The sequence below is a fragment of the Mycolicibacterium sp. XJ662 genome (genome assembly GCF_053484035.1).
The window spans coordinates 103,656-126,714 of record NZ_JBEFTL010000010.1 but is presented as its reverse complement, the minus strand read 5'-3'; the positions used below and the strand labels follow the sequence as shown (position 1 = coordinate 126,714).

22 protein-coding genes and 1 tRNA gene are annotated in these 23,059 nt (G+C 66.7%); 12 read left to right on the top strand and 11 right to left on the bottom strand.

The features are described from left to right. The first annotated feature begins 111 nt into the window (after positions 1-111). Positions 112-3,330, top strand: a complete 3,219-nt coding sequence (locus ABQE93_RS22220) for an ATP-binding protein (protein WP_448410542.1) — start codon at positions 112-114, stop codon at positions 3,328-3,330. Here ABQE93_RS22220 and ABQE93_RS22215 read toward each other — a convergent pair. Next, positions 3,327-4,949, bottom strand: a complete 1,623-nt coding sequence (locus tag ABQE93_RS22215) for a PE-PPE domain-containing protein (RefSeq protein WP_448410544.1) — start codon at positions 4,947-4,949, stop codon at positions 3,327-3,329. The two genes, ABQE93_RS22220 and ABQE93_RS22215, sit on opposite strands and share 4 nt — an antisense overlap. A gap of 253 nt (positions 4,950-5,202) precedes the next feature. Here ABQE93_RS22215 and ABQE93_RS22210 point away from each other — a divergent pair, with 253 nt between their 5' ends. Beyond that, positions 5,203-6,729 carry an HNH endonuclease signature motif containing protein gene (locus ABQE93_RS22210; RefSeq protein ID WP_448410546.1) on the top strand — a complete coding sequence of 509 codons (1,527 nt, stop codon included), beginning with the start codon at positions 5,203-5,205 and terminating at the stop codon, positions 6,727-6,729. Positions 6,730-6,857: 128 nt separating this feature from the next. Here the strand turns inward: ABQE93_RS22210 and ABQE93_RS22205 are convergent. From ABQE93_RS22205 to pgm, 3 genes are all read right to left on the bottom strand, one after another. Next, positions 6,858-6,930 (bottom strand) — tRNA-Ala (locus ABQE93_RS22205). Positions 6,931-6,984: 54 nt separating this feature from the next. After that, a complete protein-coding gene (locus ABQE93_RS22200; RefSeq protein WP_448410547.1) occupies positions 6,985-8,238 on the bottom strand; it encodes an MFS transporter in 1,254 nt (417 codons plus the stop codon). 9 nt (positions 8,239-8,247) lie between these two features. Beyond that, positions 8,248-9,882 carry a phosphoglucomutase (alpha-D-glucose-1,6-bisphosphate-dependent) gene (gene pgm, locus ABQE93_RS22195; protein WP_448410549.1) on the bottom strand — a complete coding sequence of 545 codons (1,635 nt, stop codon included), beginning with the start codon at positions 9,880-9,882 and terminating at the stop codon, positions 8,248-8,250. Positions 9,883-9,942: 60 nt separating this feature from the next. On the opposite strand from pgm, the gene crcB (ABQE93_RS22190) reads away from it, so the two are divergent. The 3 genes from crcB (ABQE93_RS22190) to ABQE93_RS22180 are packed head-to-tail and all read left to right on the top strand — an operon-like array spanning position 9,943 to position 11,761. Continuing rightward, positions 9,943-10,341, top strand: a complete 399-nt coding sequence (crcB, locus tag ABQE93_RS22190; protein ID WP_448410551.1) for a fluoride efflux transporter CrcB — start codon at positions 9,943-9,945, stop codon at positions 10,339-10,341. Further along, positions 10,338-10,706, top strand: a complete 369-nt coding sequence (crcB, locus tag ABQE93_RS22185; RefSeq protein WP_448410552.1) for a fluoride efflux transporter CrcB — start codon at positions 10,338-10,340, stop codon at positions 10,704-10,706. Before crcB (ABQE93_RS22190) ends, crcB (ABQE93_RS22185) begins: the two co-directional genes overlap by 4 nt. Continuing rightward, a complete protein-coding gene (locus ABQE93_RS22180) occupies positions 10,703-11,761 on the top strand; it encodes a putative PII-like signaling protein (RefSeq protein ID WP_448410554.1) in 1,059 nt (352 codons plus the stop codon). Before crcB (ABQE93_RS22185) ends, ABQE93_RS22180 begins: the two co-directional genes overlap by 4 nt. Here ABQE93_RS22180 and ABQE93_RS22175 read toward each other — a convergent pair. After that, positions 11,741-13,033: an alpha/beta hydrolase gene (locus ABQE93_RS22175; RefSeq protein WP_448410556.1), complete on the bottom strand. Its 1,293-nt coding sequence runs from the start codon at positions 13,031-13,033 to the stop codon at positions 11,741-11,743. The genes ABQE93_RS22180 and ABQE93_RS22175 overlap by 21 nt on opposite strands. A gap of 146 nt (positions 13,034-13,179) precedes the next feature. Here ABQE93_RS22175 and ABQE93_RS22170 point away from each other — a divergent pair, with 146 nt between their 5' ends. Then, the gene (locus ABQE93_RS22170; RefSeq protein ID WP_448410558.1) at positions 13,180-13,449 is read left to right on the top strand and encodes a mycobactin biosynthesis acyl carrier protein MbtL; all 270 of its coding nucleotides are present in this window, start codon (positions 13,180-13,182) and stop codon (positions 13,447-13,449) included. Positions 13,450-13,565: 116 nt separating this feature from the next. After that, the gene (gene mbtN, locus ABQE93_RS22165; RefSeq protein ID WP_448410560.1) at positions 13,566-14,729 is read left to right on the top strand and encodes a mycobactin biosynthesis acyl-ACP dehydrogenase MbtN; all 1,164 of its coding nucleotides are present in this window, start codon (positions 13,566-13,568) and stop codon (positions 14,727-14,729) included. An 18-nt stretch (positions 14,730-14,747) separates the two neighbouring features. On the opposite strand, the gene ABQE93_RS22160 is transcribed toward mbtN, so the two are convergent. Both ABQE93_RS22160 and ABQE93_RS22155 read right to left on the bottom strand, forming a co-directional pair. Continuing rightward, positions 14,748-15,356 (bottom strand): GNAT family N-acetyltransferase, encoded by a 609-nt coding sequence (locus tag ABQE93_RS22160; RefSeq protein ID WP_448410562.1) that lies wholly within the window; start codon positions 15,354-15,356, stop codon positions 14,748-14,750. Between the two features lie 132 nt (positions 15,357-15,488). Next, positions 15,489-15,848, bottom strand: a complete 360-nt coding sequence (locus tag ABQE93_RS22155) for a DUF488 domain-containing protein (RefSeq protein ID WP_448410564.1) — start codon at positions 15,846-15,848, stop codon at positions 15,489-15,491. Positions 15,849-15,866: 18 nt separating this feature from the next. Here ABQE93_RS22155 and ABQE93_RS22150 point away from each other — a divergent pair, with 18 nt between their 5' ends. Together ABQE93_RS22150 and ABQE93_RS22145 are read left to right on the top strand one after the other, a co-directional pair. Further along, the gene (locus ABQE93_RS22150; RefSeq protein ID WP_448395476.1) at positions 15,867-16,061 is read left to right on the top strand and encodes a hypothetical protein; all 195 of its coding nucleotides are present in this window, start codon (positions 15,867-15,869) and stop codon (positions 16,059-16,061) included. A 3-nt stretch (positions 16,062-16,064) separates the two neighbouring features. Continuing rightward, positions 16,065-16,586 carry a YbaK/EbsC family protein gene (locus tag ABQE93_RS22145; RefSeq protein WP_448410566.1) on the top strand — a complete coding sequence of 174 codons (522 nt, stop codon included), beginning with the start codon at positions 16,065-16,067 and terminating at the stop codon, positions 16,584-16,586. Here ABQE93_RS22145 and ABQE93_RS22140 read toward each other — a convergent pair. After that, positions 16,573-17,127, bottom strand: coding sequence for a TetR/AcrR family transcriptional regulator (locus ABQE93_RS22140; protein WP_448410568.1), 555 nt, complete (start codon positions 17,125-17,127; stop codon positions 16,573-16,575). The two genes, ABQE93_RS22145 and ABQE93_RS22140, sit on opposite strands and share 14 nt — an antisense overlap. Beyond that, on the bottom strand, positions 17,111-17,557 hold the full coding sequence (locus tag ABQE93_RS22135; protein ID WP_448410570.1) for an SRPBCC family protein: 447 nt from the start codon (positions 17,555-17,557) through the stop codon (positions 17,111-17,113). The genes ABQE93_RS22140 and ABQE93_RS22135 overlap by 17 nt, the downstream gene beginning before the upstream one ends. 142 nt (positions 17,558-17,699) lie before the next feature. On the opposite strand from ABQE93_RS22135, the gene ABQE93_RS22130 reads away from it, so the two are divergent. Genes ABQE93_RS22130 through ABQE93_RS22120 form a run of 3 tightly spaced genes read left to right on the top strand, consistent with a single transcriptional unit; the run spans position 17,700 to position 21,603 of the window. Beyond that, positions 17,700-19,877 carry a DUF1214 domain-containing protein gene (locus tag ABQE93_RS22130; RefSeq protein WP_448410572.1) on the top strand — a complete coding sequence of 726 codons (2,178 nt, stop codon included), beginning with the start codon at positions 17,700-17,702 and terminating at the stop codon, positions 19,875-19,877. 35 nt (positions 19,878-19,912) lie between these two features. After that, positions 19,913-20,614, top strand: a complete 702-nt coding sequence (locus tag ABQE93_RS22125; RefSeq protein ID WP_448410574.1) for a TVP38/TMEM64 family protein — start codon at positions 19,913-19,915, stop codon at positions 20,612-20,614. A gap of 50 nt (positions 20,615-20,664) precedes the next feature. Beyond that, positions 20,665-21,603: a R2-like ligand-binding oxidase gene (locus ABQE93_RS22120; RefSeq protein ID WP_448410576.1), complete on the top strand. Its 939-nt coding sequence runs from the start codon at positions 20,665-20,667 to the stop codon at positions 21,601-21,603. Here ABQE93_RS22120 and ABQE93_RS22115 read toward each other — a convergent pair. Both ABQE93_RS22115 and ABQE93_RS22110 read right to left on the bottom strand, forming a co-directional pair. After that, the gene (locus ABQE93_RS22115; RefSeq protein ID WP_448410578.1) at positions 21,600-22,196 is read right to left on the bottom strand and encodes a carboxymuconolactone decarboxylase family protein; all 597 of its coding nucleotides are present in this window, start codon (positions 22,194-22,196) and stop codon (positions 21,600-21,602) included. The two genes, ABQE93_RS22120 and ABQE93_RS22115, sit on opposite strands and share 4 nt — an antisense overlap. A gap of 29 nt (positions 22,197-22,225) precedes the next feature. Next, positions 22,226-23,056 carry a TauD/TfdA dioxygenase family protein gene (locus tag ABQE93_RS22110; protein WP_448410579.1) on the bottom strand — a complete coding sequence of 277 codons (831 nt, stop codon included), beginning with the start codon at positions 23,054-23,056 and terminating at the stop codon, positions 22,226-22,228. Between the last annotated feature and the right edge of the window lie 3 nt (positions 23,057-23,059).

Below are 23,059 nucleotides of genomic sequence, written 5' to 3'. Positions count from 1 at the left end.
ACAACGGATCCCGTCGCTTTGCCGGGCTGTCTTACGAGAAGCGCCGTAGTCCCGATCGGTGATGGTGCGATATGCCGGACATCACCGGCCACCGGTGAAACGATAAGCGGCGTGGACGCCCGCCGCGGTGGTGGCAGTGGACCGACCGCGGATCTGATCTGCGGTTCCTGCGGCGCGCGTTCCGTATCGACGGTCAAGTTCTGCAGCGATTGCGGTGCGCGACTCACCCAGGGCGTCCAGTCGCCTGAGTACAAACAGGTGACGGTGTTGTTCGCCGACGTGGTGCGCTCACTGGACATCGCAGCCACCCTGGAGATGGAACGGTTGCGCGAGGTCATCACCGAGCTGGTGGAGCGTTCGGCAGCGTTGGTGCGCCGCTACGGCGGCACCGTTGACTACAACGGCGATGGCGTGATGGCGATCTTCGGTGCCCCAACAGCATTGGAAGACCATGCCTTTCGAGCATGCGCGGCCGCCTTGGCCATTCAGGACGAGGTGAAGCAATTGGCCTCCGAGGTAGCACGCCACGACGGCGTGGCGCTGCGGGTGCGGGTGGGGTTGAACTCGGGTCAGGTGATCGCCGGTGACATCGGTTCGGGCGCCCTGGGCTACGCGGCCACCGGACACCACGTCGGCTTTGCCCAGCGGATGGAATCGGTGGCACCCGCTGGCGGGGTGATGCTCTCGGAGTCGACGGCCCGACTGGTCGAGGACCGCGTCGTGCTGTCAGAACCGCAGTGGGTGCGGGTCAAGGGGTTCGACGACGCCGTGCCGGCGCGCCGGTTGCTCGCGATCAGGGCGCGACGGTGCCCGACCGTCCGCACCGAGTCGGCCCTAGTCGGTCGGCGCCCGGAAACGGCGACCGTCGACTCCGCGGTGCAGCGCGGGGTCGACGGCCACGGTGGCGTGGTGAATGTCGTGGGTCCGCCGGGTATCGGCAAGAGCCGTCTGGCCCGCGAGGCCGCAGCGGCCGCGGCCGGTCACGGTGCCGAGGTGTGCTGGACCTTCTGCGAATCGCATACCAGCGACATCGCCTTCCACGCGGTGACAGCGCTGCTGCGGGCCGGCATCGGCGTGAGCGAACTCGACGACGAGGCCGCCCGTGTGCGGGTGCGGGCGCAACTTCCCGATGCAGACCCGCAGGATCTCCTGCTGCTCGACGACCTGCTGGGTATTGCCGAACCCGACAGCGTGCCGACCGCAATCGACGCGGACACGCGCCGACGCCGGTTGACCGCGCTCATCAACGCTGCGTCGATGGCCCGCGCCGAACCGGCGCTGTTCATCATCGAAGACGCGCACTGGATCGACACCGTCAGCGAATCGCTGATCACCGACTTCCTCGCGGTCATCCCGCGCACTTCGTCGACCGTGCTGATCACCTATCGCCCCGAGTACCGTGGCGCGCTGGCGCAGGTGCCTGGAGCGCAGCGGATAGACCTTGGCCCACTGAATGATTCAGACACCGCGGCGCTGCTCGGTGAGCTGCTGGGCTCGCATTCGTCGGTCGCGCGGCTGTCCACGGCTATCGCTGAGCGAGCCGCGGGAAATCCGTTTTTCGCCGAGGAGATGGTCCGGGAGTTGGCTCAGCGCGGGGTGCTGCACGGCGAGCGCGGCGCCTATCAGAGCGATGCGCACACCGAGGATGTCGCTGTACCGGCGACGGTGCAGGCGGCCATCGAGGCGCGCATCGACCGGCTCAGCCGTCAAGCCAAACAAACGTTGACCGCCGGGTCGGTTATCGGCGCCCGCTTCGACACCGGGCTGCTGAGGGAACTGGGCATCGACGCGGCGGTCGACGAGTTGATCGGCGTCGAACTGATCGACCAGTTGCAGGCGGACCGGCCGGCCGAGTATGCCTTCCGCCATCCCCTGATCCGCGCAGTGGCGTACGAATCACAGCTGAAGTCCCACCGCGCCGAACTGCATCGGCGGCTGGCCGCCGTCATAGAGGCCCGCAGCTCTGCCTCGGCAGACGAAACCGCGGCATTGATCGCCGAACACCGCGAGGCTGCCGGTGATCTGCACGCCGCGCACGGCTGGCACATGCGCGCGGGAGCGTGGTACACCAACCGCGACCTCGCTGCTGCCCGCAACAGTTGGGAGCGGGCCCGTCGTATCGCTGACCGGATACCTGACGACGACCCCGAGCAGCTGTCGATGCGCATCGCTCCGCGTACCATGCTGTGCGCCACTGACTTTCAAGCCCGCGCCGTCGAGCAGAGCCGTGGCCGTTTCGCCGAGCTGCAGCAGTTGTGCCACGCGGCCGGGGACATGGCGGCGCTGGCCATCGGCATGAGCGGACCGGCCACCAAACTCTGCTACACCGGACGCACGCGTGAGGCGGCGCTGCTGTCGTCCGAGCAGATGGCCGTACTGGACTCGATTGGCGATCCGAGCCCGGTCATGGGGTTGGCGGCCACAGCGTTCGTCAATTGGCTCGGCGTCGGGGACTTCAGCGCGATCCTGCGATGGTCACAGCGCATCGTCGACCTGGCGGCTGGCGACCCGAGCAAGGGCGCCGGATTCGGCGTGGCATCACCGTTGGCACTCGCGCTGGGGTGGCGCGGCACCGCACGCTGGTGGCTGGGTTGCCCCGGATGGAATCAGGACCTGCACAACGCCGTCGCAATGGCCCGGCGCAGCAACGCCGAGACACTCTCCGGTGCCATCGCCTGGACCTACGGATTCGCGTTGCAGTACGGCGTACTTCGGGCCGATGACTCCGTGGTGCGCGCGAGCGAGGATGCGCTGCAACGCGCGCAAACGGCCAGCAATGATCGCACGGTGGGCTTGGCCGCGTACACGTTGGCCGTCGGGCTGTTGAACCGTGACACTGCCGCCGACCGGCACCGCGGGCTCGCGCTGATGATGCATACCCGCGCGCTGTGGTTGCGTAAAGGCGCGCACTTCCTCATCCCGGTCACCGACGTGTGGGCGGCGCGCGAAACCGCAAGGTGCGGCGACACCGATGCCGCCGCCGAGGCGATGCGCGAAGCCGTCGATGCACTGCGTCGAAGCGAGAATGTTTTCTACGGTGCCTGGGGCACAGGCGTTTTGGTGGAGACGCTGCTGCTAGGACGAGGGCGCGGTGGCGATCTGGCCGAGGCCGAAGACGAGATCGACCGGATGGCCGACCTCTGGTCCGACGCCGGGTCGGCGATAGGCGAGGTCATGCTGTTGAGGCTGCGCGCGCTGCTTGCCGCCGCGCACGGTGACACGGTCACGTATTCGGACTTGGTGTGCCGCTATCGCGCAGCCGCGGAATCGCATGGCTTCCAAGGACATATCGCGTGGGCTGATGCGATGACCGCGACGGTGGACCACTAGGCCGTCGGATCCTGATCCACCGCGGACGATTCGTATGTATCGGCTTGGTCGGACTCCGGCTCCGACTCCGCTTCCGACTCCGCTTCGACGGTCTCCGCGGCCGGATCCTCGGGCGCCGAATCGTCCAGCGACTCCTCGGTACTGGAATCCTCCGATGTCACATCGGTGGTCTCGGCTTCCGGTGACGACGTCGGCTCGTCCGTGTCGGTGGTAATCTGCGCCGACGTCGGCGGTTCGGTGGCAGTCTCTGATTCAGCGGGCGAGCTTGGTGCCGTGGCGGTTTCGGACACCGTCGGTGAGATCGCGACGTCGGTCGCCAGGTCAGCGTCGTCGACGACCGCTTGCGTCGAGGTCGTCTGACGGGAGGCGTCGACGTTATCGGCCTCTGCTGTCGACGATTCGGAAGTAACCGGCGCTGAGGTAGGCACCAGCGGCGGTAAGCCGAACAGACCCAGGGCATTGTTGATGCATTCGCCGATCGCGTTGGCCAGACCTTTGGCGACATTCCCGAAGTCGAGCAACGGAATCAGCCGAGCCGGCGTGGGCTCCCACGGGGGGATGGTGCGGTCGTAGCCCAGCTCGACGAGGAACCGGAAAAACGGCTCCACCACGTCGATCAACGCCTCCGGTACCCCCATATCGCGAAACGGTTCGAACAACGGCAGGTTCTCGGTCTCGAACAAGTAGTAGCTGGTGGTGCCCGAAGTGCCTTGGTAGGCGGATGAAGTCGTGGGATCTGCGGGCAAGCTGATGTCGAACGGGTTGGTGTGCAGGTACAAGAACCCCATGAGCGCGTTCAACGTGGCAATGATGTTGAGCGGATAAAGCGGGAAGTCGGCCAACCCGTCGTACTTGCGGGTGATGACGCTGGTCTCGAACGGGGTGTCGGTCAACTCGGCCCCGTCGAACGTCCAGTCGAGGATCGGGATGTAGAGGCCGGGGAACCGGGCGTGCAGACCGCCGTTGGGCAGGTTGGAATCACCGCCCAACACGAAGTCGATGTCCGGGGCGGTAGTTTCGTCCGGATATTTCGCGGTGAGCCTGCGCTTTACGATGTTCGCGATGGTCGCGCTTTGCGAGTAACCGTAGATCACCAATTGGTCGTTGCCGTGCGCGGCGATTGCGGCCTCCAGGCTCGCCACCCCGGCCCGGACCGATTGGTTGGGAGTGAGGTCGAACAGACCCGACAGTTTCCACCACGGTTCGTCCGGCCAGCCCGCGCCGCCGGGTCCCCACACCCGCGGATCCCCGATCGCCCACCCGATGAGGCGGGCGACGCCGGTGGCCGGCCATAGCTCCCCCGGCGTCGTCACCGCGACGTAGTCGATGTCCTCGCCGGGATAGGCCGGGACGATGAACTGGTTTTTGACGGCGTCGATGTAGGTCTCATCGGGTGTCGGAACCGTGACACCTCCCATGACCAGCGCCGTCTTGTCGGCTGAAAGCTGCACGACAGGCGACACCGTCGAAACCGTCGCCAGCGCAACCGTGGCCGCCACGGCCGACGCGGCGACGCCGATCCGCGCCGTGACGCGCCAGGGGGTGCGCCGAACACTGCGAAATCCGAGGGAGTTCGCCAACCCAGTGCTGCGACCGGTTCGGCCGACGAGACCCATCATTTGCCCTCCCCTTGAGTCATGGCGAGGCAACCGCCGGGATATTCAAGTCACGCGAGGGAAATCGTCGCTGCCTGCGGTGCGGAGGCGATCAGTAGCACCCCACTGCAATCTGGTGGATCTTTGCGCGACGAGTACTTAATCCCGGAGCCGCGGCTGATGCTGCCCCCGGATCATCGTGGTCGAGCCAAGCGGTGACCGCGGTAATGGACCAGCCTGACAGGAAGTTTGAGTCAGTGGATTTGTCGGACGTCGAATGTATGTTCGAATCATGTCCGGGGACGGGTTGCAGGCGGCGATAGCCGGGTTGCGTGCCGCCTATGAAGAGGTGGCGGCGTGCGAACTGGACCTGTTGACCCGCCCTGACCTGCTGGCCGCTCTCGACGAGCTCGAAAGCTTGTCGTGTCAGCTGCCGGCGATGCGCCATTGCTTGCTAGCCCGTCTGCAGCGCGAGACGACGGCGGGTGAGATGGGTGCCCACTCATGGAAAGAAGTCCTGCGGGTTCGTTATCGGATCTCGACCGGCGAGGCGAACCGGCGGTTGAAGGAAGCCGAACTCTTGGCGCCACGCCAGTCAATGACGGGCCCGTCGCTGCCGCCGGCATTGCCCGCCACCGCCGCCGCTCAAGCGCACGGTCTGATCAACGCCGAACATGTCGAGGTCATCCGCAAATCGGTGGACAAGTTGCCGGGATGGGTGGATGCGGCCACCCGCGATCAGTTCGAGGTCGATCTGGTGCGGACGGCGGTCAAAGTCGGGCCCAAAGAACTCACCGACAGCGCTGACCTGACGCTGTTTCTGCTGGATCAGGACGGACCGGAGCCCACCGACGTCGAACGGTCCCGCAAACGTGGGGTCAGGAAGTCCCCACAAGGCGCCGACGGGATGGTGGAGCTGCGCGCAACGCTGACCCCGGAGGCATGGGCGGTGTGGGAGGCGATCTTCGCCAAATACGCCGCGCCTGGCATGTGTAACCCCGACGATCCCGATCCGTGCACGTCGGGCACACCGACGCAAGAACAGATCGACAACGACCACCGCAGCCTGGCCCAGCGTCAGCACGATGCGCTGGTCGCTGTCGGGCGCATTGCGTTGATGAGTGGCGAACTGGGCCAGCTCAACGGGTTGCCGGTGTCGGTCATCATCCGAACCACGTTGCAGGACTTGGAGTCTCGCGCCGGGGTCGGCACCACCGGCGGCGGCACCGTGATGCCGATCGCCGATGTGATCCGGCTGGGCGCTCACGCCAACCACCACCTGGCGGTGTTCGACAAAGCGACCGGATCAGCGTTGGATCTGTTCCGCGCCAAGCGCATCGCCTCGCCGGCGCAGCGGATCATGTTGATTGCTCGCGACGGCGGATGCACCAAACCGTGCTGCACGGTCGGCGCCTACGGCTCGCAAGTCCATCACGTGGTGGCGGATTGGGCCGACGGCGGCAACACCAATGTCGACGAACTCGGGCTGGCATGTGCACCGCACAACCGAAGCGTCGACGGCGACGGCGGCTGGACCACCCGTATGAACGATCGTTGCGAAGTCGAATGGCTCCCACCGCCCGACCTCGACACCGGCCAAGGCCGAATCAACTACTACCACCGACCCGAACGCCTCCTCCGACCCCACGACGAGCTCACCGACACCCCGGTCGCGGGCCCGCAGCCGGATACCGAACCCACCGACGATGTCCAGGTCGCCGAAGACGAATCGGGTGCCGCGGGACCGGATCCCGGACCCAGCGAGCCCGGCGGGCCGGCACCCCCAGGAGACCAGGCGGCCTGACCGCCGGCGCGAGAGATCGCAGCGCCTCGAATGATTCGACGGCGTTGACATCCGCATGCCCGCACTGATGGGCGCTGAGGAAGACAAAGCCCGCCTCGACCTATGGTCGAAGCGGGCTTCCGAACGAGTGGAGCTAAGGGGATTCGAACCCCTGACCCCCACACTGCCAGTGTGGTGCGCTACCAACTGCGCCATAGCCCCGTGTCGTGCCCATCGAAGTTACACCACTGCCAGGTTACCGTTCAAAATGGCTGGTCACGGCAGCTCCCCGGCGGCGTCGGGCCCCAGTGGGCGGGCCGGGGTGTGTTCGGCCGACGGCTTCCGGGTTTCGGGCGCGAAAAACCATCCGACCGCGGCGGCCAGCAGAATCGCCCCGCTGATCACGAACGACCACGCGAACGACAGGTGCTGGGCGATCTGGCCGACCAGCAGCGAACCGACGATGGAGCCCATGTCGGCCATCATCTGAAACCCCGCCAACGCGGTGCCGCCGCGCGCCTTGTTGCCGATGACGTCGGCCACCGCTGCCTGCTGCGGCGAGCTGAACATCCCCGTCGCCGCGCCCGCCAGGAACGCCGTGACGAGGAACACCGTCAGGTTGTCGCTAAACCCGACCGCGATCGTGGCCACCCCGGCCGCGGTCAGCCCGATGATGAGCAAAATCCGGCGCCCGACCCGGTCCGACAGATGCCCGCTCGGTATGACGGCGACCACGTTGCCGATCGCGAACGTCGCCAGCGCCAGCCCCGCAGTGCCGACGCCGCGGCCGAGCACCTCCACGACGAACAGCGGCACCAGCGCGATGCGCAACCCGAACGCCGACCACCCGGTGGCCAGGTTCGACAGCAGCGCGGCGCGATACGCCCCGTGGCGGAACGCCTCCCCGAAGGTGACCTTGATCTGGGTGTCCGGCGCGGGGGCGGCCAGCGACGAGTGCCGCAAGCTGATGAACACCACCGCCGCCGCGACCGAAAGCGCACCGCCGTAGATCAGAAACGGCGCCGACAACCCGAAGCCGGCGGTCAGGCTGCCCAACACCGGGCCGCCCACCGAGCCGACCAGGAACGCCGAAGAGAACATGCCCGCCACCCGCCCACGCGCATCCGGCGGGCTGATCCGAATCATCAACCCCAGCGCGGAGATGAAGAACATCGTCGAGCCGACCCCGCCGACCGACCGGAACAACAGCAGCTGCCAGTACGTCTGGGCGAACGCGCACGCCCCCGTCGACACCGCGACGATCAGCAACCCGCTGACGTAGATGCGCCGCTCCCCCAGCCGCTGCACCAGCTGCCCGGCGGCGGGCGCGAACAGCAGCCGCATCATCGCGAAGGCGGTGATGACGAACGTCGCCGCGCCGATGCCCACACCGAAATGGCGGGCATACTCCGGCAGCACCGGCGACACCACCCCGTAGCCCAGCGCGATCACGGCGTTCGAGGCGATCAGCACCCAAACTTCGGGGGGCAATCGCTCCTTGGTGCGTGCACCCGCCGCAGACGAACTCACACGGCGACCCTATTGGACGACTTTGTTGACCACTTCCTTGGCGGCGTCCTGCACCTGTGCCAGGTGCTCGGGCCCGCGAAACGATTCGGCGTAGATCTTGTAGACGTCCTCGGTGCCCGACGGGCGCGCGGCGAACCACGCGTTCTCGGTCGTCACCTTCAAGCCCCCGAGCGGCGCCCCGTTGCCCGGCGCCTCGGTCAGCTTGGCGGTGATCGGTTCACCCGCCAGCTCGGTGGCCGTCACCTGCTCGGGCGACAGCTTGCCCAGCCGCGCCTTCTGCTCGCGGTCGGCGGGCGCCTGGATGCGGGCATAGGTCGGCGAGCCGTACTCCTCGGCGAGCGCGTGGTAGCGCTGCGAGGGCGTGGCGCCGGTGACCGCGAGGATCTCGGAGGCCAACAGCGCCAGGATGATGCCGTCCTTGTCGGTGGTCCACACCGAACCTTCGCGCCGCAGGAACGACGCGCCGGCACTTTCCTCACCACCGAAACCGATTGTGCCACTTAGTAACCCGTCGACAAACCACTTGAAGCCGACCGGCACCTCGACCAGTTTGCGTCCCAGCCCGGCGACCACCCGGTCGATGATCGACGAGCTGACGATGGTCTTGCCGACCGCCGTTGCGGCCGGCCAGTCCGGCCGGTGCGTGGAGAGGTATTCGATCGCCACCGCCAAGTAGTGGTTCGGGTTGAGCAGACCTGCGTCAGGGGTGACGATGCCGTGCCGGTCGGCGTCCGGATCGTTGCCGGTCGCGATCTGATACACGTCGCGGTTGGCGACCAGGGGCGCCATCGCGTGCGGTGAGCTGCAGTCCATCCGGATCTTGCCGTCGGTGTCCAGCGTCATGAACGCCCACGTCGGGTCCACGTAGGGATGCACCACGGTGAGGTCGAGGTTGTACCGCTCGGCGATCGCGCCCCAGTAGTCGACGCTGGCGCCGCCGAGCGGGTCGGCGCCGATGCGGATACCTTCCGCGCTGATGGCGTGCGTGTTCACGACGGTGGACAAGTCCTCGACGTAGGCGTTGAGGTAGTCGTGGCGTCTCACATCGCTCATCGCCCGCGCCAGCGACACCCGACGGACATCCTTGAGCTCACCGGCCAGCAGTTCGTTGGCGCGTTTGGCGATCGCGCCGGTGGCGTCGGTGTCGGCGGGGCCGCCGCTGGGCGGGTTGTACTTGAAGCCGCCGTCACGCGGCGGGTTGTGTGACGGGGTGACGACGATGCCGTCGGCCAGACCGTCGGCGCGGCCGCGGTTGTAGGTGAGGATCGCGTGGCTGATCGCCGGCGTCGGCGTGTAGCGGTCGGCCGAATCGATCATCGTCACAACGTCGTTGGCGGCCAACACTTCCAGCGCCGATTCCCACGCCGGCTCGGAGAGCGCATGGGTGTCACGGCCGAGGAACAGTGGACCGGTGGTGCCCTGCGCGGCGCGGTACTCCACGATCGCCTGCGTGGTGGCCAGGATGTGCGCCTCGTTGAACGACGCGTCCAGGCTCGACCCACGGTGTCCCGACGTGCCGAACACCACCTGTTGATCCGGATCTGCCGGGTCCGGCCTGGTCGTGTGGTACGCGGTGACCACCGCAGCGACGTCGATGAGGTCTTCGGGCTGTGCCGGCTGACCGGCACGCGGATTGGCCGCCATGGACTCGATTGTGCTCCACACCGGCGCGGAACGCTCGGTGGTACCGCCATACTCTGCGTTGTGCTCGGTTACGACGGCCGCGAACTTGCCGCGGTGTTTGTGGGCGGTGCGCTCGGCACGCTTGCCCGCGCAGCGCTCGAGGCACTGGCCGCGCCGGACCCGGGGCGGTGGCCGTGGCCGACGTTCGTCGCCAACATCGTCGGCGCATTTCTGTTGGGGTACTTCACTACCCGACTGTTGGAACGGTTACCGGTCTCGAGCTACCGGCGCCCGCTGCTGGGCACCGGCCTGTGCGGTGGCTTGACGACGTTCTCGACCATGCAGGTCGAAACGCTCAAGATGATCGAGCACCGCCACTACGCGCTGGCCGTGGGCTACACAGCCACCAGCGTGGTCGCCGGTTTGGCGGCGCTCTACGTCGCCACTGCGATGGTGCGACACGTTCGGGTGCACGCATGACGACGGTCGCGGTCTGGACCGCGGTGCCGCTGATCGGAGGTCTCGGCGCGGTGCTGCGTTTCATCGTCGACCGCACGGTGTCGAAACGAATCAACAGCGCCTTCCCTTACGGCACGCTGGTGGTCAACATCAGCGGCGCGCTGCTCCTCGGATTTCTGGCGGGCCTGGCTCTCGCCCCGCACCTGGCGTTGTTGGCGGGCACCGCCTTCGTCGGCTCCTATACGACGTTCTCGACGTGGATGCTGGAGACCCACCGGCTCGGCGAAGAACGCCAGCTCGGCATGGCGGTCGCCAACATCGGCGTCAGCCTGGTGCTCGGACTTGCCGCGGCAGCATGCGGCCTGTGGCTGGGAACGCGCCTGTGACCGACGATTACCTCAAACTTACCTGCTACTTCGGCGAACGCCACCGGGCGGGCAACCGCTTTCTGGCCGAGGCGCTCGTCGAGCGCTACGCCGACGCCGCCGTCGCGGCCAGCGTCGTGTTGCGCGGTATCGCCGGCTTCGGTCCGCGCCATCGGTTGCGCACCGATCGGACCCTCACCTGGTCCGAGGATCCGCCGATCGTCGTCACCGCGGTCGGCGCCGCACCGAAGATGCTCGGTCTCGCCGAGCAGGCGGCCGCGTTGACCACCGATGGGCTGATTGCCCTGGAGCGCGTGCGTCCCGTCGACGGGTTCGACGCGACGGCCGAGGCCGCGATGCTGACCGTGTACGTGGGCCGCTATGACCGGATGGCCAACCAGCCCGCCTACCGTGCCGTCTGCGATCTCCTGTATCACCGCGGATTCGCCTGCGCCACCGCGTTTCTCGGTGTCGACGGTACCCGGCGGGGACAACGACGGCAGGCGCGGTTCTTCGGCCGCAACCGCCGCGTCCCGGTGATGATCACCGCGATCGGGCGCGCAGAGCAGGTCGATGATGCGGCGTCCGAATTGCGTGCTGTACTGGACGATCCGTTGATGACACTCGAACGAGCGCACCTGTGTAAACGCGATGGTCTGCTCGTGGACCGGCCACCGCAGCTGCCGCCCGTCGACGACGACGACCTAGCGCTGTCACAGAAGCTGACCGTCCGCACTTCTGAGGCAACGCTGCACGACGGTGTGCCGATCCACCGGGCGCTCGTGCGGCGCCTGCGCGACTCCGCCGCGGTGAGCGGCGCGACCGCGCTGCGCGGTGTGTGGGGCTTTCACGGCGACCATGAACCGCACGGCGACAAGGCGTTTCAGCTTTCCCGACAGGTTCCGGTGAGCACCGTGATCGTTGACACACCCGAGCGGATCTCGGCCTGCTTCGACATCGTCGACGAGCTGACCGCCGAACACGGCCTGGTCACCTGCGAGGTGGTGCCGGCCGTGGTGTCCATCGACGGCGGTGATCGGCTGGGCGGCACGCGGTTAGCCCGGCACAACCTCTGACGTACACGGCCGGGTCGGCGGGGTCTCCGGCATGGCTGTTGGCTGGTCGAGCAGGAAGTCCTGGGCCACGCGCCGGTACAGGTCCGGTCGATCGAGTTCGACCGCGTGTCCCGCGTTCGGCAGGCACAACAGGGTCGCGTTGGGCAGCGTTGTCGCATACTCGGCGGTCGGCGCCCAAGGGATGTAGTTGCATTCACCGGTGACGATCAGCACCGGGGTGGGGTTGACCCGAAGTCGGTCAAACACGTCCGATTGGGCGCCTGAGGCGGCATCGCGGGTAGTGAACACGTTGGCGTACAAGCCGTTTCCGGTTTCGTAGGAATCGGGAAGGTGGGCCGGCTCGCAAACGGTTGCGGGGCGAACGATGTTCAAAAAGGTGTCGAAGAAGGCGTCGGCCTCGTCGTCGGACACCAAGTTGTGCGCCGCGAGCGGATTGGCGACGCCCAACCCGTACCAGGTCACAAAGCGAGGATGGCCCGGCATCAGGCTTTGCGCCCGTTGCCGCGGCCCGTCGGGCAAGTGAGCTGTGATGTCACCGGCGTCGGGCCACCGCGCGTAGTCCATCGGAGCGGGAGACGTCAGGACGGCCCGCGCAACACGAGTCGGGTGGGCAGCGAGATAGCTGGCCACCAAGCTGCCGCCCCAGGATGCACCGATCAGAATCAACTGGTCCGCGTCGAGGTGCTCGCGGACCGCCTCGAGATCCGCGACATGGCGGCCGACGGTGTAGTCGGCCGGGTCGGTGAGCCGCGCCGACAGGCCGGCGCCGACCTGGTCATAGAGGTAGACGTCGTAGCCGAGGCGGGTCAGTTCGCGGTAGGGATCGCCCTTCGCCGGGTTGTTCACGACGGCTTCGCCCGGCCCACCGCCGACGAAGATCACCGGGGCCGCGGGTCGCGCCGGACCAGTTGCTTGAAGGTACCGGTACGCGAGGTGTGATCCGGTGGGCAGATCCCAATACCGCACATCCTCCGGGGCGGCGCTCGGCTGGTGTGCCAGTGGGTCACTCGGCAACGGACGCGCCACGATCACCGCTGCGGAGACGGCGAGCACCAGCACGCTCACGATCGCCGTGACCGCCGTGTAGCGGCGCCGTCGCTCGGTGCGGCGGGCGATGAACCACACGCCCGCTGCGGAGCTGACCAGGCATACGGCAAGACCAATGGCCACCAAGATCCAGATGTACGCCAGCCACACCGCCGCGACACCGGAGGCGATCACCGCAAGAAACCAACTGGCGACGACGATGACCGCGGTCGCACACCCGCGCAACAGCCAACGCAGATTTCTGGGCGTCGACCGAGGCGAAGCCTGATCTGAGCCGATGGCGGATCACCCCTTTCCGCCAAAAAGGGTAGACGCTGCCCGGCCGAGGTAAGCCTAGCCTTACCCGACTCGACGGTGTACCGTCGCACGCCGTGACGCCTTCCACCCCAGACGCGGTAAGTGCCGCGCTCACCGAGATCCTGCGCGACGACATGAACGTCGACATCAAACGGATCACCCGGGAATCCCGACTGATCGACGACGTCGGCCTGGACTCGGTCGCGTTTGCGGTCGGAATGGTGGCCATCGAAGACCGCCTCGGTGTCGCACTGGAAGAAAAAGATCTGCTCAGTTGCGATACGGTCGGTGATCTCGAGGCGGCGATCCAGGCGAAGGTGCCTGCATCCCAACAGGATTCGTAACTGAACTGGCCGCAGCACTATCGGTGGCCATGACGGGCACCTCAACCGGTGTCTCGCACCTCATCAGGCAAGCTGCGCCGATTGGACGCCAAACGCACTGTGGAAGGGGCCGTCCGATGACCGCCACCGTCGACGCACCGGCGACCGAGGACTACCACGGGTTGCTCGAACGGGTATTCGACGATCGGGTCACCGCGTGGACCGCAGAAGCCGAAGCTGCCGAACACTTTCCGCGCAAGCTCATCGAATACCTCGGAGAATCCGGCGTGTTCGCCCAAAAGTGGTCCAACGGGCACCAACCCGACGTCGGCAAGATCATCGCGCTCGCGCAGGCGCTCGGCGCCCTGGGCTCGGCAGGCATCGCCGTCGGCGTCAGCCTTCACGACTCGGCGATCGCGATCCTGCGCCGGTTCGGAAAATCAGACTATTTGCGTAACATCGCCGAGCAGGCGATCCGCGGTGAGGCCGTGCTGTGCATCGGCGCATCCGAGCAGTCCGGCGGTTCGGATCTGCAGATCGTCGGGACCGAAGTGCGCTCGGTGCGTGAGGGTTTCCAGGTCACAGGCATCAAGAAGTTCGTCTCGCTCTCCCCGATCGCCGATCACGTGATGGCGGTCGCGCGAAGCGTGGACCACGACCCCCACAGCAGGCACGGCAGCGTCGTGGTCATCGCTGTCCCGCTTGCGCAGTGCGAGGTTCGCGCGCCCTACCGCAAGGTCGGCGCTGGGCCACTGGACACCGCGGCCGTGCACATCGACACCTGGGTACCTGCCGACGCCCTGGTCGCCCGCGCCGGCACCGGCCTCGCGGCGATCTCCTGGGGCTTGGCGCACGAACGCCTGTCCATCGCGGGACAGGTGTCGTCGTCATGCCAGCGGGTGCTGGGAATCACCTTGGCGCGCATGATGGATCGTCGTCAGTTCGGAAACACGCTTTATGAGCATCAGGCTCTGCGCATGCGGATGGCCGACCTGCAGGCGCGGGTGGACATGCTGCGCTATGCGCTCGACGGCATCGCCGCCACCGGCAGGCTCGACCTGCGCACCGCGGCCGCCATCAAGGTCAACGCGGCGCGACTCGGCGAGGAGGTGCTGTCGGAGTGCATGCACATCTTCGGCGGCTCAGGCTATCTCGTCGAAGAGACACCGCTCGGTAAGTGGTGGCGCGATATGAAGTTGGCGCGCGTCGGTGGCGGCACCGACGAGGTGTTGTGGGAGCTGGTCGCCGCTGCGATGAAACCCGACTACGACGGCTACGCGGAGTTCGGCCAACTGCCCTAGACGCTGGAAGGCGCGCGCTCAGGAGCGCGGCAGCGCATACAGCGCCATACGCCGGTTGGGCATATCGTGCTCGCCGAGGAACTCGCATCCGGCGTACTCGCACAGGCGCCGGGCCCCGCTGTTGCGGTGGTCCGGATCGAACATGATGCGCTGGCACCGTGGCTCGAGCTCGAAGATGCTGGCGACGATGCGCGGCAACACAATCGGCCCGATGCCCCTGTTGACAAACCTGGCATCGGCGATGGCGGCGTGCAGACCGATGTCATGCGGGTCGGCGGCGTACCGGGTGGCGATGGAGTCCTTTGCTGCTCGGTAGAGCTCGATATAGCCGAACGGCTTACCGCGGAAGAAGCCCAGCACCGGGCGCGAGTACTGACCGTTGAGCTGAGCGGTCAGATAACGGTGCCAACGCGCCGGCGGCCACGCGTACTCCCACGCCTCGACCAGATGCGGGCGGTTCATCCACTCCGAAATCATCTCCGCGTCGGTGTCGGGGTCGACGAGGCGCGCGGCGTAAGGCTCGGCGACGATGGGAATCGTCGGCGCCGCCACCTGACGCACTTCTTCGCAAACGTCTTTCAGCTCGCGCGGCAGCACCAGGGTCGGCGCCTCTTCAATGTCGGTCATCGGCCTCCGACCTTACCGCACGAAGTTAGGCAAGCTTTACCTACATTGAGGCGCGCGCCGGGCGGGTGGGAGCGGCAACGCCCCGGTGGCGTTGTACGACCCGACGTCGGCGCCGCATGCACGACATCCACCTTAGGACAGCAGCTTCCGCAATACCGCCGCCTGGCTGATATCCAGATCGCGAGACGCTGTCACCAGCACGACGGGGCCGTCGCGCATCAGGTCACGCACCTCGGACAGGGCGGCTGACCCTTCCTCGGATTCGAGTTCCTCGGCGTAGCGGGTGGCGAACTCGTCGAACCGCTCACGCTTATGCGAGTACCAGCGTCGCAACTCGGCGGACGGCGCCACCTCCGGGAGCCAGCGGCCGACCCTGGGATCGTCCTTGCGCATGCCGCGCGGCCACAACCGGTCGACGAGCACCCGCGCGCCCTCGTCGGAAGCAGGATCGTCATACACCCGGGCGAGCTTGATGCGTGGGCGTCCAGTCATGCGTGGGATGGTAGGACGATGGACATCGATCGGGTCGCAGAACTTCAGCGTTGGGAGGATGCCGGCGCGGTGTGGGAGGTGTTGTCACGGCGCGGCGGTGCGGTGATCGTGGCGTTGTTGCGCTGCGACGGCGGCGAGGAGGTAGACCGGTTCACCTCCGACGACCCCCGCCTGCTGGATTTCATCGGCGACCGGCGCAGCAGCGAGGAGTGAGGCGTGCGGGTAGGCCAGCTCACCTTCGTACCCGCCGTTGATGCGGTGGAGCTCGTCGCAGTACCGGTACGGCGCCAGCTGCGCGACGGCCTGTGGGTCAGCGCGATCGATCCGGAGTTTGCCGACACCGCCGCATTCTGCGAGCACTACGGGGTGAGCATGGACGAGTCGGCGAACTGCGTCGTGGTCGAGGCTCGCCGCGCCGAGCGCACGTGGTACGCCGCGTGTTTGGTGCTGGCCACCACTCGCGCCGACATCAACGGTGTGGTCCGCAAACACCTTGGTGCCCGCAAGATTTCGTTCGCCTCGATGGACACCGCGGTGTCGCTGACCGGTATGGAGTACGGCGGTATCACACCGATCGGCCTCCCACCGGAGTGGCCGATACTCATCGACGACAACGTGATCCGGCAGGGCCGGGTGATCATCGGCAGCGGGATGCGCGCCTCGAAGCTCCTTGCGACCACCGATGTGTTGGCAGGCCTGCCGAACAGCGAAGTGTTGGCGATCGTCAAGCCCGAGTAGACCACATGCCGACGAGGTCGGCGAATGCGTTGGCCGCCGCATCGACACCGTCGAGGTCTTCGGTGGCCACGAGGTCGAGCAACAACCCACGGGCCACCGCCAGGCCGAGGCGCGTCAACGCGGGATCCGGCGCGCTACCGGTACTGACTACTGCACGGGCCAACCACGCGTCGACGGCGCCCGGCAGCATCCTGGCGAACGGCTGCTCGCCCTGTGCGCCGCGCGCGTAGCACTCGAAGAAAAGCCGCTCGAACGGGCGTAGTTCGGGGCGCCGCAGGTTCGCCCACATGGCGGCGATCGCTTTTTCCGGCTCCGGCGGCAACTCCCCCAGCAGCGCCATCTGCCGGCGCTCGACGTCCTCGACAATCGCCAGCAGCAGCTCATCACGCGACCCGAAGTGGTGCAGCAGCATGCGGTGGCTGGTGCCGACGGCCGCGGCGATCTCCCGAAGCGAACGGTCGCCGATGCCGGTCTTCGCAAACTCGGTGACCAACGCGTCAAGCAGCTCCCTACGCCGCCCGACGTCAGGAGGCCGCGCCATCGAGGCGGTAGAGCTGTTCGCTTCGGGTTTTCAGGCCCGCGGCCTCGAGGTCGAGGTAGCGCTTGGTCATCCGGTGCATCAGCACACCGACCGCGACGCCGACAGGACCCCGCTGGTCGACCTGCTGGCGCACCCGGGTGCGGCGGTCGGTGACCGGCGCTACCTCGTGGCGCGCCACGGTCAACCCTCCTGGTGAGCGCTGCTCCCAGCTCCAGCCGTTGCCAGGCGATATCTCGGTCACCACCCATATCAACTTGGGCATCCGGGGCTGCTTGAGTTCGTAGCGCTTGCCGATAGCCAACTCGGGGCCGTCCAGAGCTGTGAGCCGGGTGACCGAGGACGTCCACTCCGGCCAGCGTTCGACGTCGCTGAACACATCCCAAACCACACTGGCGGGCGCCTCGATCTCGACGGCACATGCGGTAATCATGTACCAAATGGTACATCCGTCGTCGAATCGATGGAAGGCCCCGCAGCAAACAGAACCGTCGAAAGTGCGTGCAGAAGCGGTCGGGCAGCCATACCGTCATTCCATCGGCCCTCGCTGGCGGATTGACGGAAGGACGCCTTCGTTGACCACGACCGCGAACACCTACGGACGATTCATCGGCAGGGTCGGCGCGCTGGCGGTCGCGTTGGGCGTCGGCGCCGCCATTGCCAACAGCCCCGGTATCGCGCTCGCCGAGGGCGGCACGGCCGACACCACCGACAGCACCAGCGCTTCGGTGTCGGAATCCGCCGCAGCAGTTTCCGACGACGACGTGTCCGTCGAGGACGACGTCGACGTTGATGACGATGTCGATGTTGATGAGGATGTCGACGTTGAGGACGACGTCGACGTTGAGGACGATGTCGACGTTGATGAGGAAGAGGTCGCGGACGAGGACGTTGACGAGGACGAAGACGAGTCGAACTCGGACAGCGGTCGCCAAGCCGATGATGCAACTGAGTTGGCCACCCCGCCGACGCTGACACCGATCGAGGAGGTCCCGACCAGCGTCGCCGAACCGATCGACGAAGAGGTACCGCCGACGGTAACGGTGTCGGACGTGACCGCGCTGCCCGATCCGCAGCCCGAACCGGCACCGACACAAACCGTTGCGACCGTCGTCGCCGACACACCCGAGCCCGAAACCACCGACGCACCGGTCGTCGCGCGCATCGACGGCGTCGTCTCATCAGTGCTGTCCGCGTTGGGTTTTGGCGCGCAGGCGGCCGACGGTGCGCCTGCACCGCAGCAGCCCGTCGCGCTGTGGGCGATGCTGGCATGGGCGCGACGCGAGATCGGCACCACGAGCACGCCGACGGTTAGCCCCGCCGCCGCGACCGTCACGACGTCGCAAACCGCCGCCGCCACCACCGTCAGCCCGCTGGGCACACCCCAACAGCTGGCCGCCGAACGGATTGCCCGGCAGACCGCCAACTCGCTTCCGGTCGCGCTGATGAAAGTCGTACTGCGGGCGGGCTTTTTGTTCGCCGCGCACCGGCAGTATCCCGGTGGGCTCGACCAGGGCAGCCTGGCGTCGCTCAACAGGGCGGTCAACGAATACGCGATGGCCGCGGCCTATCAGCAGCAACTGCTCAACCCGCTGACCCCGACGGTGGTCACCCAGGTCGCCCCACCCCACATCTGGTACGGCCAGAGCGCGGGCGGGTCTCGAATCCTCTACGACAACCCCGACACGATCTACCGGTTCATGGCGGTCAGCGCGTCGTCGGAGTATGTGATCACCGGCCGGTTCCACGATCTCACCGAAGACGGTCGGCCGGCCGACACCACGTTCAGCGTGCTGGAAGGTCTGGCGGGGACAACCTCGACGATCCTGAGCGCCGACGATCTTGAGATCAATGACGACGGCACCTTCGTCATCACGGTGAGCACCGAACCGGCCAACGGGCGCAAAAACCATCTGCAGCTGACGTCGGGTTCCACGCTCATCGCCGCGCGGGACACGTTGGGCAACTGGAACGAAGAGACGCCGATAAGCCTGTCGATCGAACGCGTCTCCGGCCCGCCCAACAGCCTGTTCGCCCAGATCGGCGGCTTCGTGTTCCTCGGTCCGCAGGTCAGCACCAACCGGTTCCTGACGACGTTGGTGTCGTTGGTGCCGCCCCTGCCGTATATGCCGCCGGTGCTGCGCGGGGCGTTCACCGCGGTGATCCTGCTCGTGCGCGGGGTCAACGAGCAGGCCAAGTACATGGCGTTGGCGAGCACCGATCCGGAGACCGGACAGCCGCGCGAGGCCAACGTGCTTGCGCAACCGTCCTCCAACGCCGAGTTTCTCGCCAACCAGCTGCAGAGCACCGGGCATTTCCAGCTCGCCGATGACGAAGTCCTGGTGCTCACCATCGACCCGGGCAGCGCCGGCTACTTCATCGTCCCGACGTACAACATCTGGACCATCACCGACGACTACTGGAACCAGCAAACCAGCCTCAACAACGAGCAGGCCGTCGCCAACGGTGACGGCACCTACACGGTGGTCATCTCCCCGACCGATCCCGGTGCGGCCAACTGGATCTCGACCGGCGGGCTGCACCAGGGCGCGATCTCGATCCGGTTCCAAAACCTCGGTCCGAACCCCGACGACAACCCGCCGCGCATCCTCGATCAGCAGGTGATGTCACATGAGGAGTTGCGCGGTTATCTGCCGCCGGAGGACTTCGTCACCGAAGAGCAGCGCGCGGAGCAACTCGCGTTACGCAAGGCCGGCTACGACAGGCGCTGGGCGCCCTACCCGCAGCCCTGACCGTGAAGCCGGGTGCGGAACAATCGGCATCCGACATGACCGACATCGAAGAACCGGCGCCCGCCTCGCGTCGTCGCCACGTGCTGCGCCTGGTGGCGGTCGCATCGTTCCTGTTGGGGCTGTTCTATCTGGTCGCGGTCGCCCGGGTCATCGACGTCGAAGCCGTGCGAAACGCGGTTGCGGCCACCGGTCCTGTCGCTCCGCTCGCGTACGTGGTCGTCTCTGCGGTGCTGGGCGCGGTGTTCGTGCCCGGCCCGATTCTGGCGGCGGGCAGCGGCTTGCTGTTCGGACCGGTGCTGGGGGTTTTCGTCACTCTCGGCGCGACGGTCGGTACCGCCACCATCGCCAGCCTGATCGGACGTCGGGCAGGTAGGGATAGCGCGCGGGCCCTGCTCGGTGCGCAGCGCGCCGACCGACTCGACCGGCTGATCCAACGGGGCGGGTTGTGGGCGGTGGTCGGCCAGCGGTTCGTCCCCGGTGTCTCCGACGCGTTGGCGTCCTATGCGTTCGGCGCTTTCGGAGTTCCGTTGTGGCAGATGGCCGTCGGCGCGTTTATCGGGTCGGCGCCGCGTGCGTTCGTCTACACGGCGCTGGGTGCGTCGATCGGGGACTTGTCGTCGCCGTTGGTCTATGCGGCGGTTGCGGTCTGGTGTGTGATGGCTGTCGTCGGCGCCTTCGCCACGCACCGCGGCTACCGGACCTGGCGGGCGCGGTCTCGGGCGAACAGACCCAGCTGAGCTTGATTGTGAGCTGACTCACATTAGGATGGGCCGCGGAGGTCAGGCCCATGACACGTAACTATTCACACTCACTCGCTTCAGGCGGGCTGAACTGGGACAGTCTGCCGCTGAAGTTGTTCGCCGGCGGTAACGCCAAGTTCTGGGATCCCGCCGACATCGACTTCTCCCGCGACCGCGAAGACTGGGAAGGGTTGTCGGAACTGGAGCGTGATTGGGCGACGCGGTTGTGCGCCCAGTTCATCGCCGGCGAGGAAGCCGTCACCCAGGACATCCAGCCGTTCATGGCGGCGATGCGGGCCGAAGGTCGCCTCGGCGACGAGATGTATTTGACGCAGTTCGCGTTCGAGGAAGCCAAACACACGCAGGTGTTCCGCATGTGGCTCGACGCCGTCGGCATGACCGGCGACCTCCAGCACTACCTCGATGAACTACCGTCCTACCGCCAGATGTTCTACGAGGAGCTGCCGCAATCGCTGGACGCCCTCGCCACCGACCCCTCACCGGCCGCCCAGGTTCGGGCGTCGGCGACGTACAACCATGTCATCGAGGGCATGATGGCGCTGACGGGATACTATGCGTGGCACCGGATTTGCGTGGACCGCGGCATCCTTCCCGGCATGCAGGAGCTGGTGCGGCGCATCGGCGATGACGAGCGCCGCCACATGGCATGGGGAACGTTCACCTGCCGGCGCCACGTCGCCGCTGACGACGCCAACTGGACGGTGTTCGAGACGCGGATGAACGAACTCATTCCGCTGGCGCTGGCCAACACCGAAGACGCCTTCGCCCTCTACGACGACATCCCCTTCGGTCTCACGATGGCCGAGTTCCAGACCTACGCCGCCGACAAAGGCATGCGCCGACTCGGAACCATCGACAGTGCACGAGGTCGGCCGCTAGCCGATATCGACGTCGACTATTCGCCGCTTCAGCTCGAAGATACGTTCGCCGACGAGGATCGGGCATCCTTGGTGACGTCTGGTTAAGGCAACGCCGGACTGCCCGGCGGCGGGGCGAGCCGCCAGGTGTCGCACGCCGTCGCCAACATGGCATACGTACCGAAGATGAAGATGAGCTCCATCGCCTGATGCGTGCCGATCTCATCGACCAACCGCTGCCACGTCGACGGGTGGATGTGTGCGTCGGCCAGCATCTGGTCGGTGGCCTCCAGCACCAGCCGGTCCACTCCGTCGAAGCCGTCGTTGCCGCCGGCCAACCGGGCGATGTCCTCTTCGGCGATGCCGCCTGCGACGCCGATGCGGAAGTGTTCACCCCACACAAAGGCGGAGCGCCGTGCGTGGGCGAGGCGCAGTATCGCCAGCTCCCGCAGGCGCACCGGAAGTTCACCACGCATCAGCAGAAAGCCGTTGTAGCTCAGGAACTTCTGCGCCATCTTGGGGTGCCGGGCTAGCAATCCGAGGATGTCGAAGTTCAGCGGATCCCTGGGATGCCCCGACCCCGCCCGCGGTATCTCGCTGCCCGCGACGCCGGTCAGTGCGCCCACGGCCTCGTATTCGTCCTCGCCCCACTCGTCGGCCGTCAGCGGGGTCAGCAGGGGTGCGTCAGCGTCTTCGGTCATGTCGCCCTTCGGTGTGCCGCCGCGCCGTGTCAAAGAAGCGGCTCTTCGCCCGCCAGGATAGTGCGATGCATCAGCCGTCCGCTGTCCTCGGCATACGGCAGCGCCCGGTGCATGGTTCCGGTGTTGTCCCAGATGAGCAGATCGCCGAGTTGCCACTGGTGCCGGTAGACGTACTGCGGTTGGGTTGCCCAATCACGAAGGCGGGCAAGCAATGCGCGACTGTCCTCGACTGACATGCCGACCACGTAGTCGGCCGTTGCCCCCAGCAGCAGTGACTTGCGACCGGACTGGTGGGTCCACACCAACGGACATACTTTGGTCGGCGACTTCTGCCAGAACGTGACCTCTTCGTAGCTCATCTCCGGGGTCACGTAGTACTGTGACCGCTCCGCGCTGTGGACTACCCGCACGTCAGCGATGGCGTCTTTCTCCGACTGCGGGAGATCGTCGTACGCCGCATAGGTATTGCAGAATTCGGTGTCGCCGCCGTGGTCGGAAAGCTTCACCGCCCGCAGCAGCGTCGCGAGGTTCGGGTAGGGCTGCAGGGAACCGTCGAAGTGCCAGAACAGCGAGCCCTTCAGATACTGGGCGCGCTGGTTGACGCTCTTGTCCAGCGAGATCTTGTAGATGCCGTCCTCGCCCTCGTTGGCCACGACGTCGCCGAGGGTTTTCGCAATGGCGACCTGCTGCTGGTCGCTGATGTCCAGGCCCCGGAAGAACACCACCCCGCGCTGTTCCAGGGTGGTTCGAATGTTGGCGGCTTCCCGGCCGCTGATCAACGTGTCGAGATCGACTTTGATCTCGCTGGCGATTTTCGAGGTGAGGTCGACGATGTCGAATCGTGTTGAGGTCACGCCCATGCG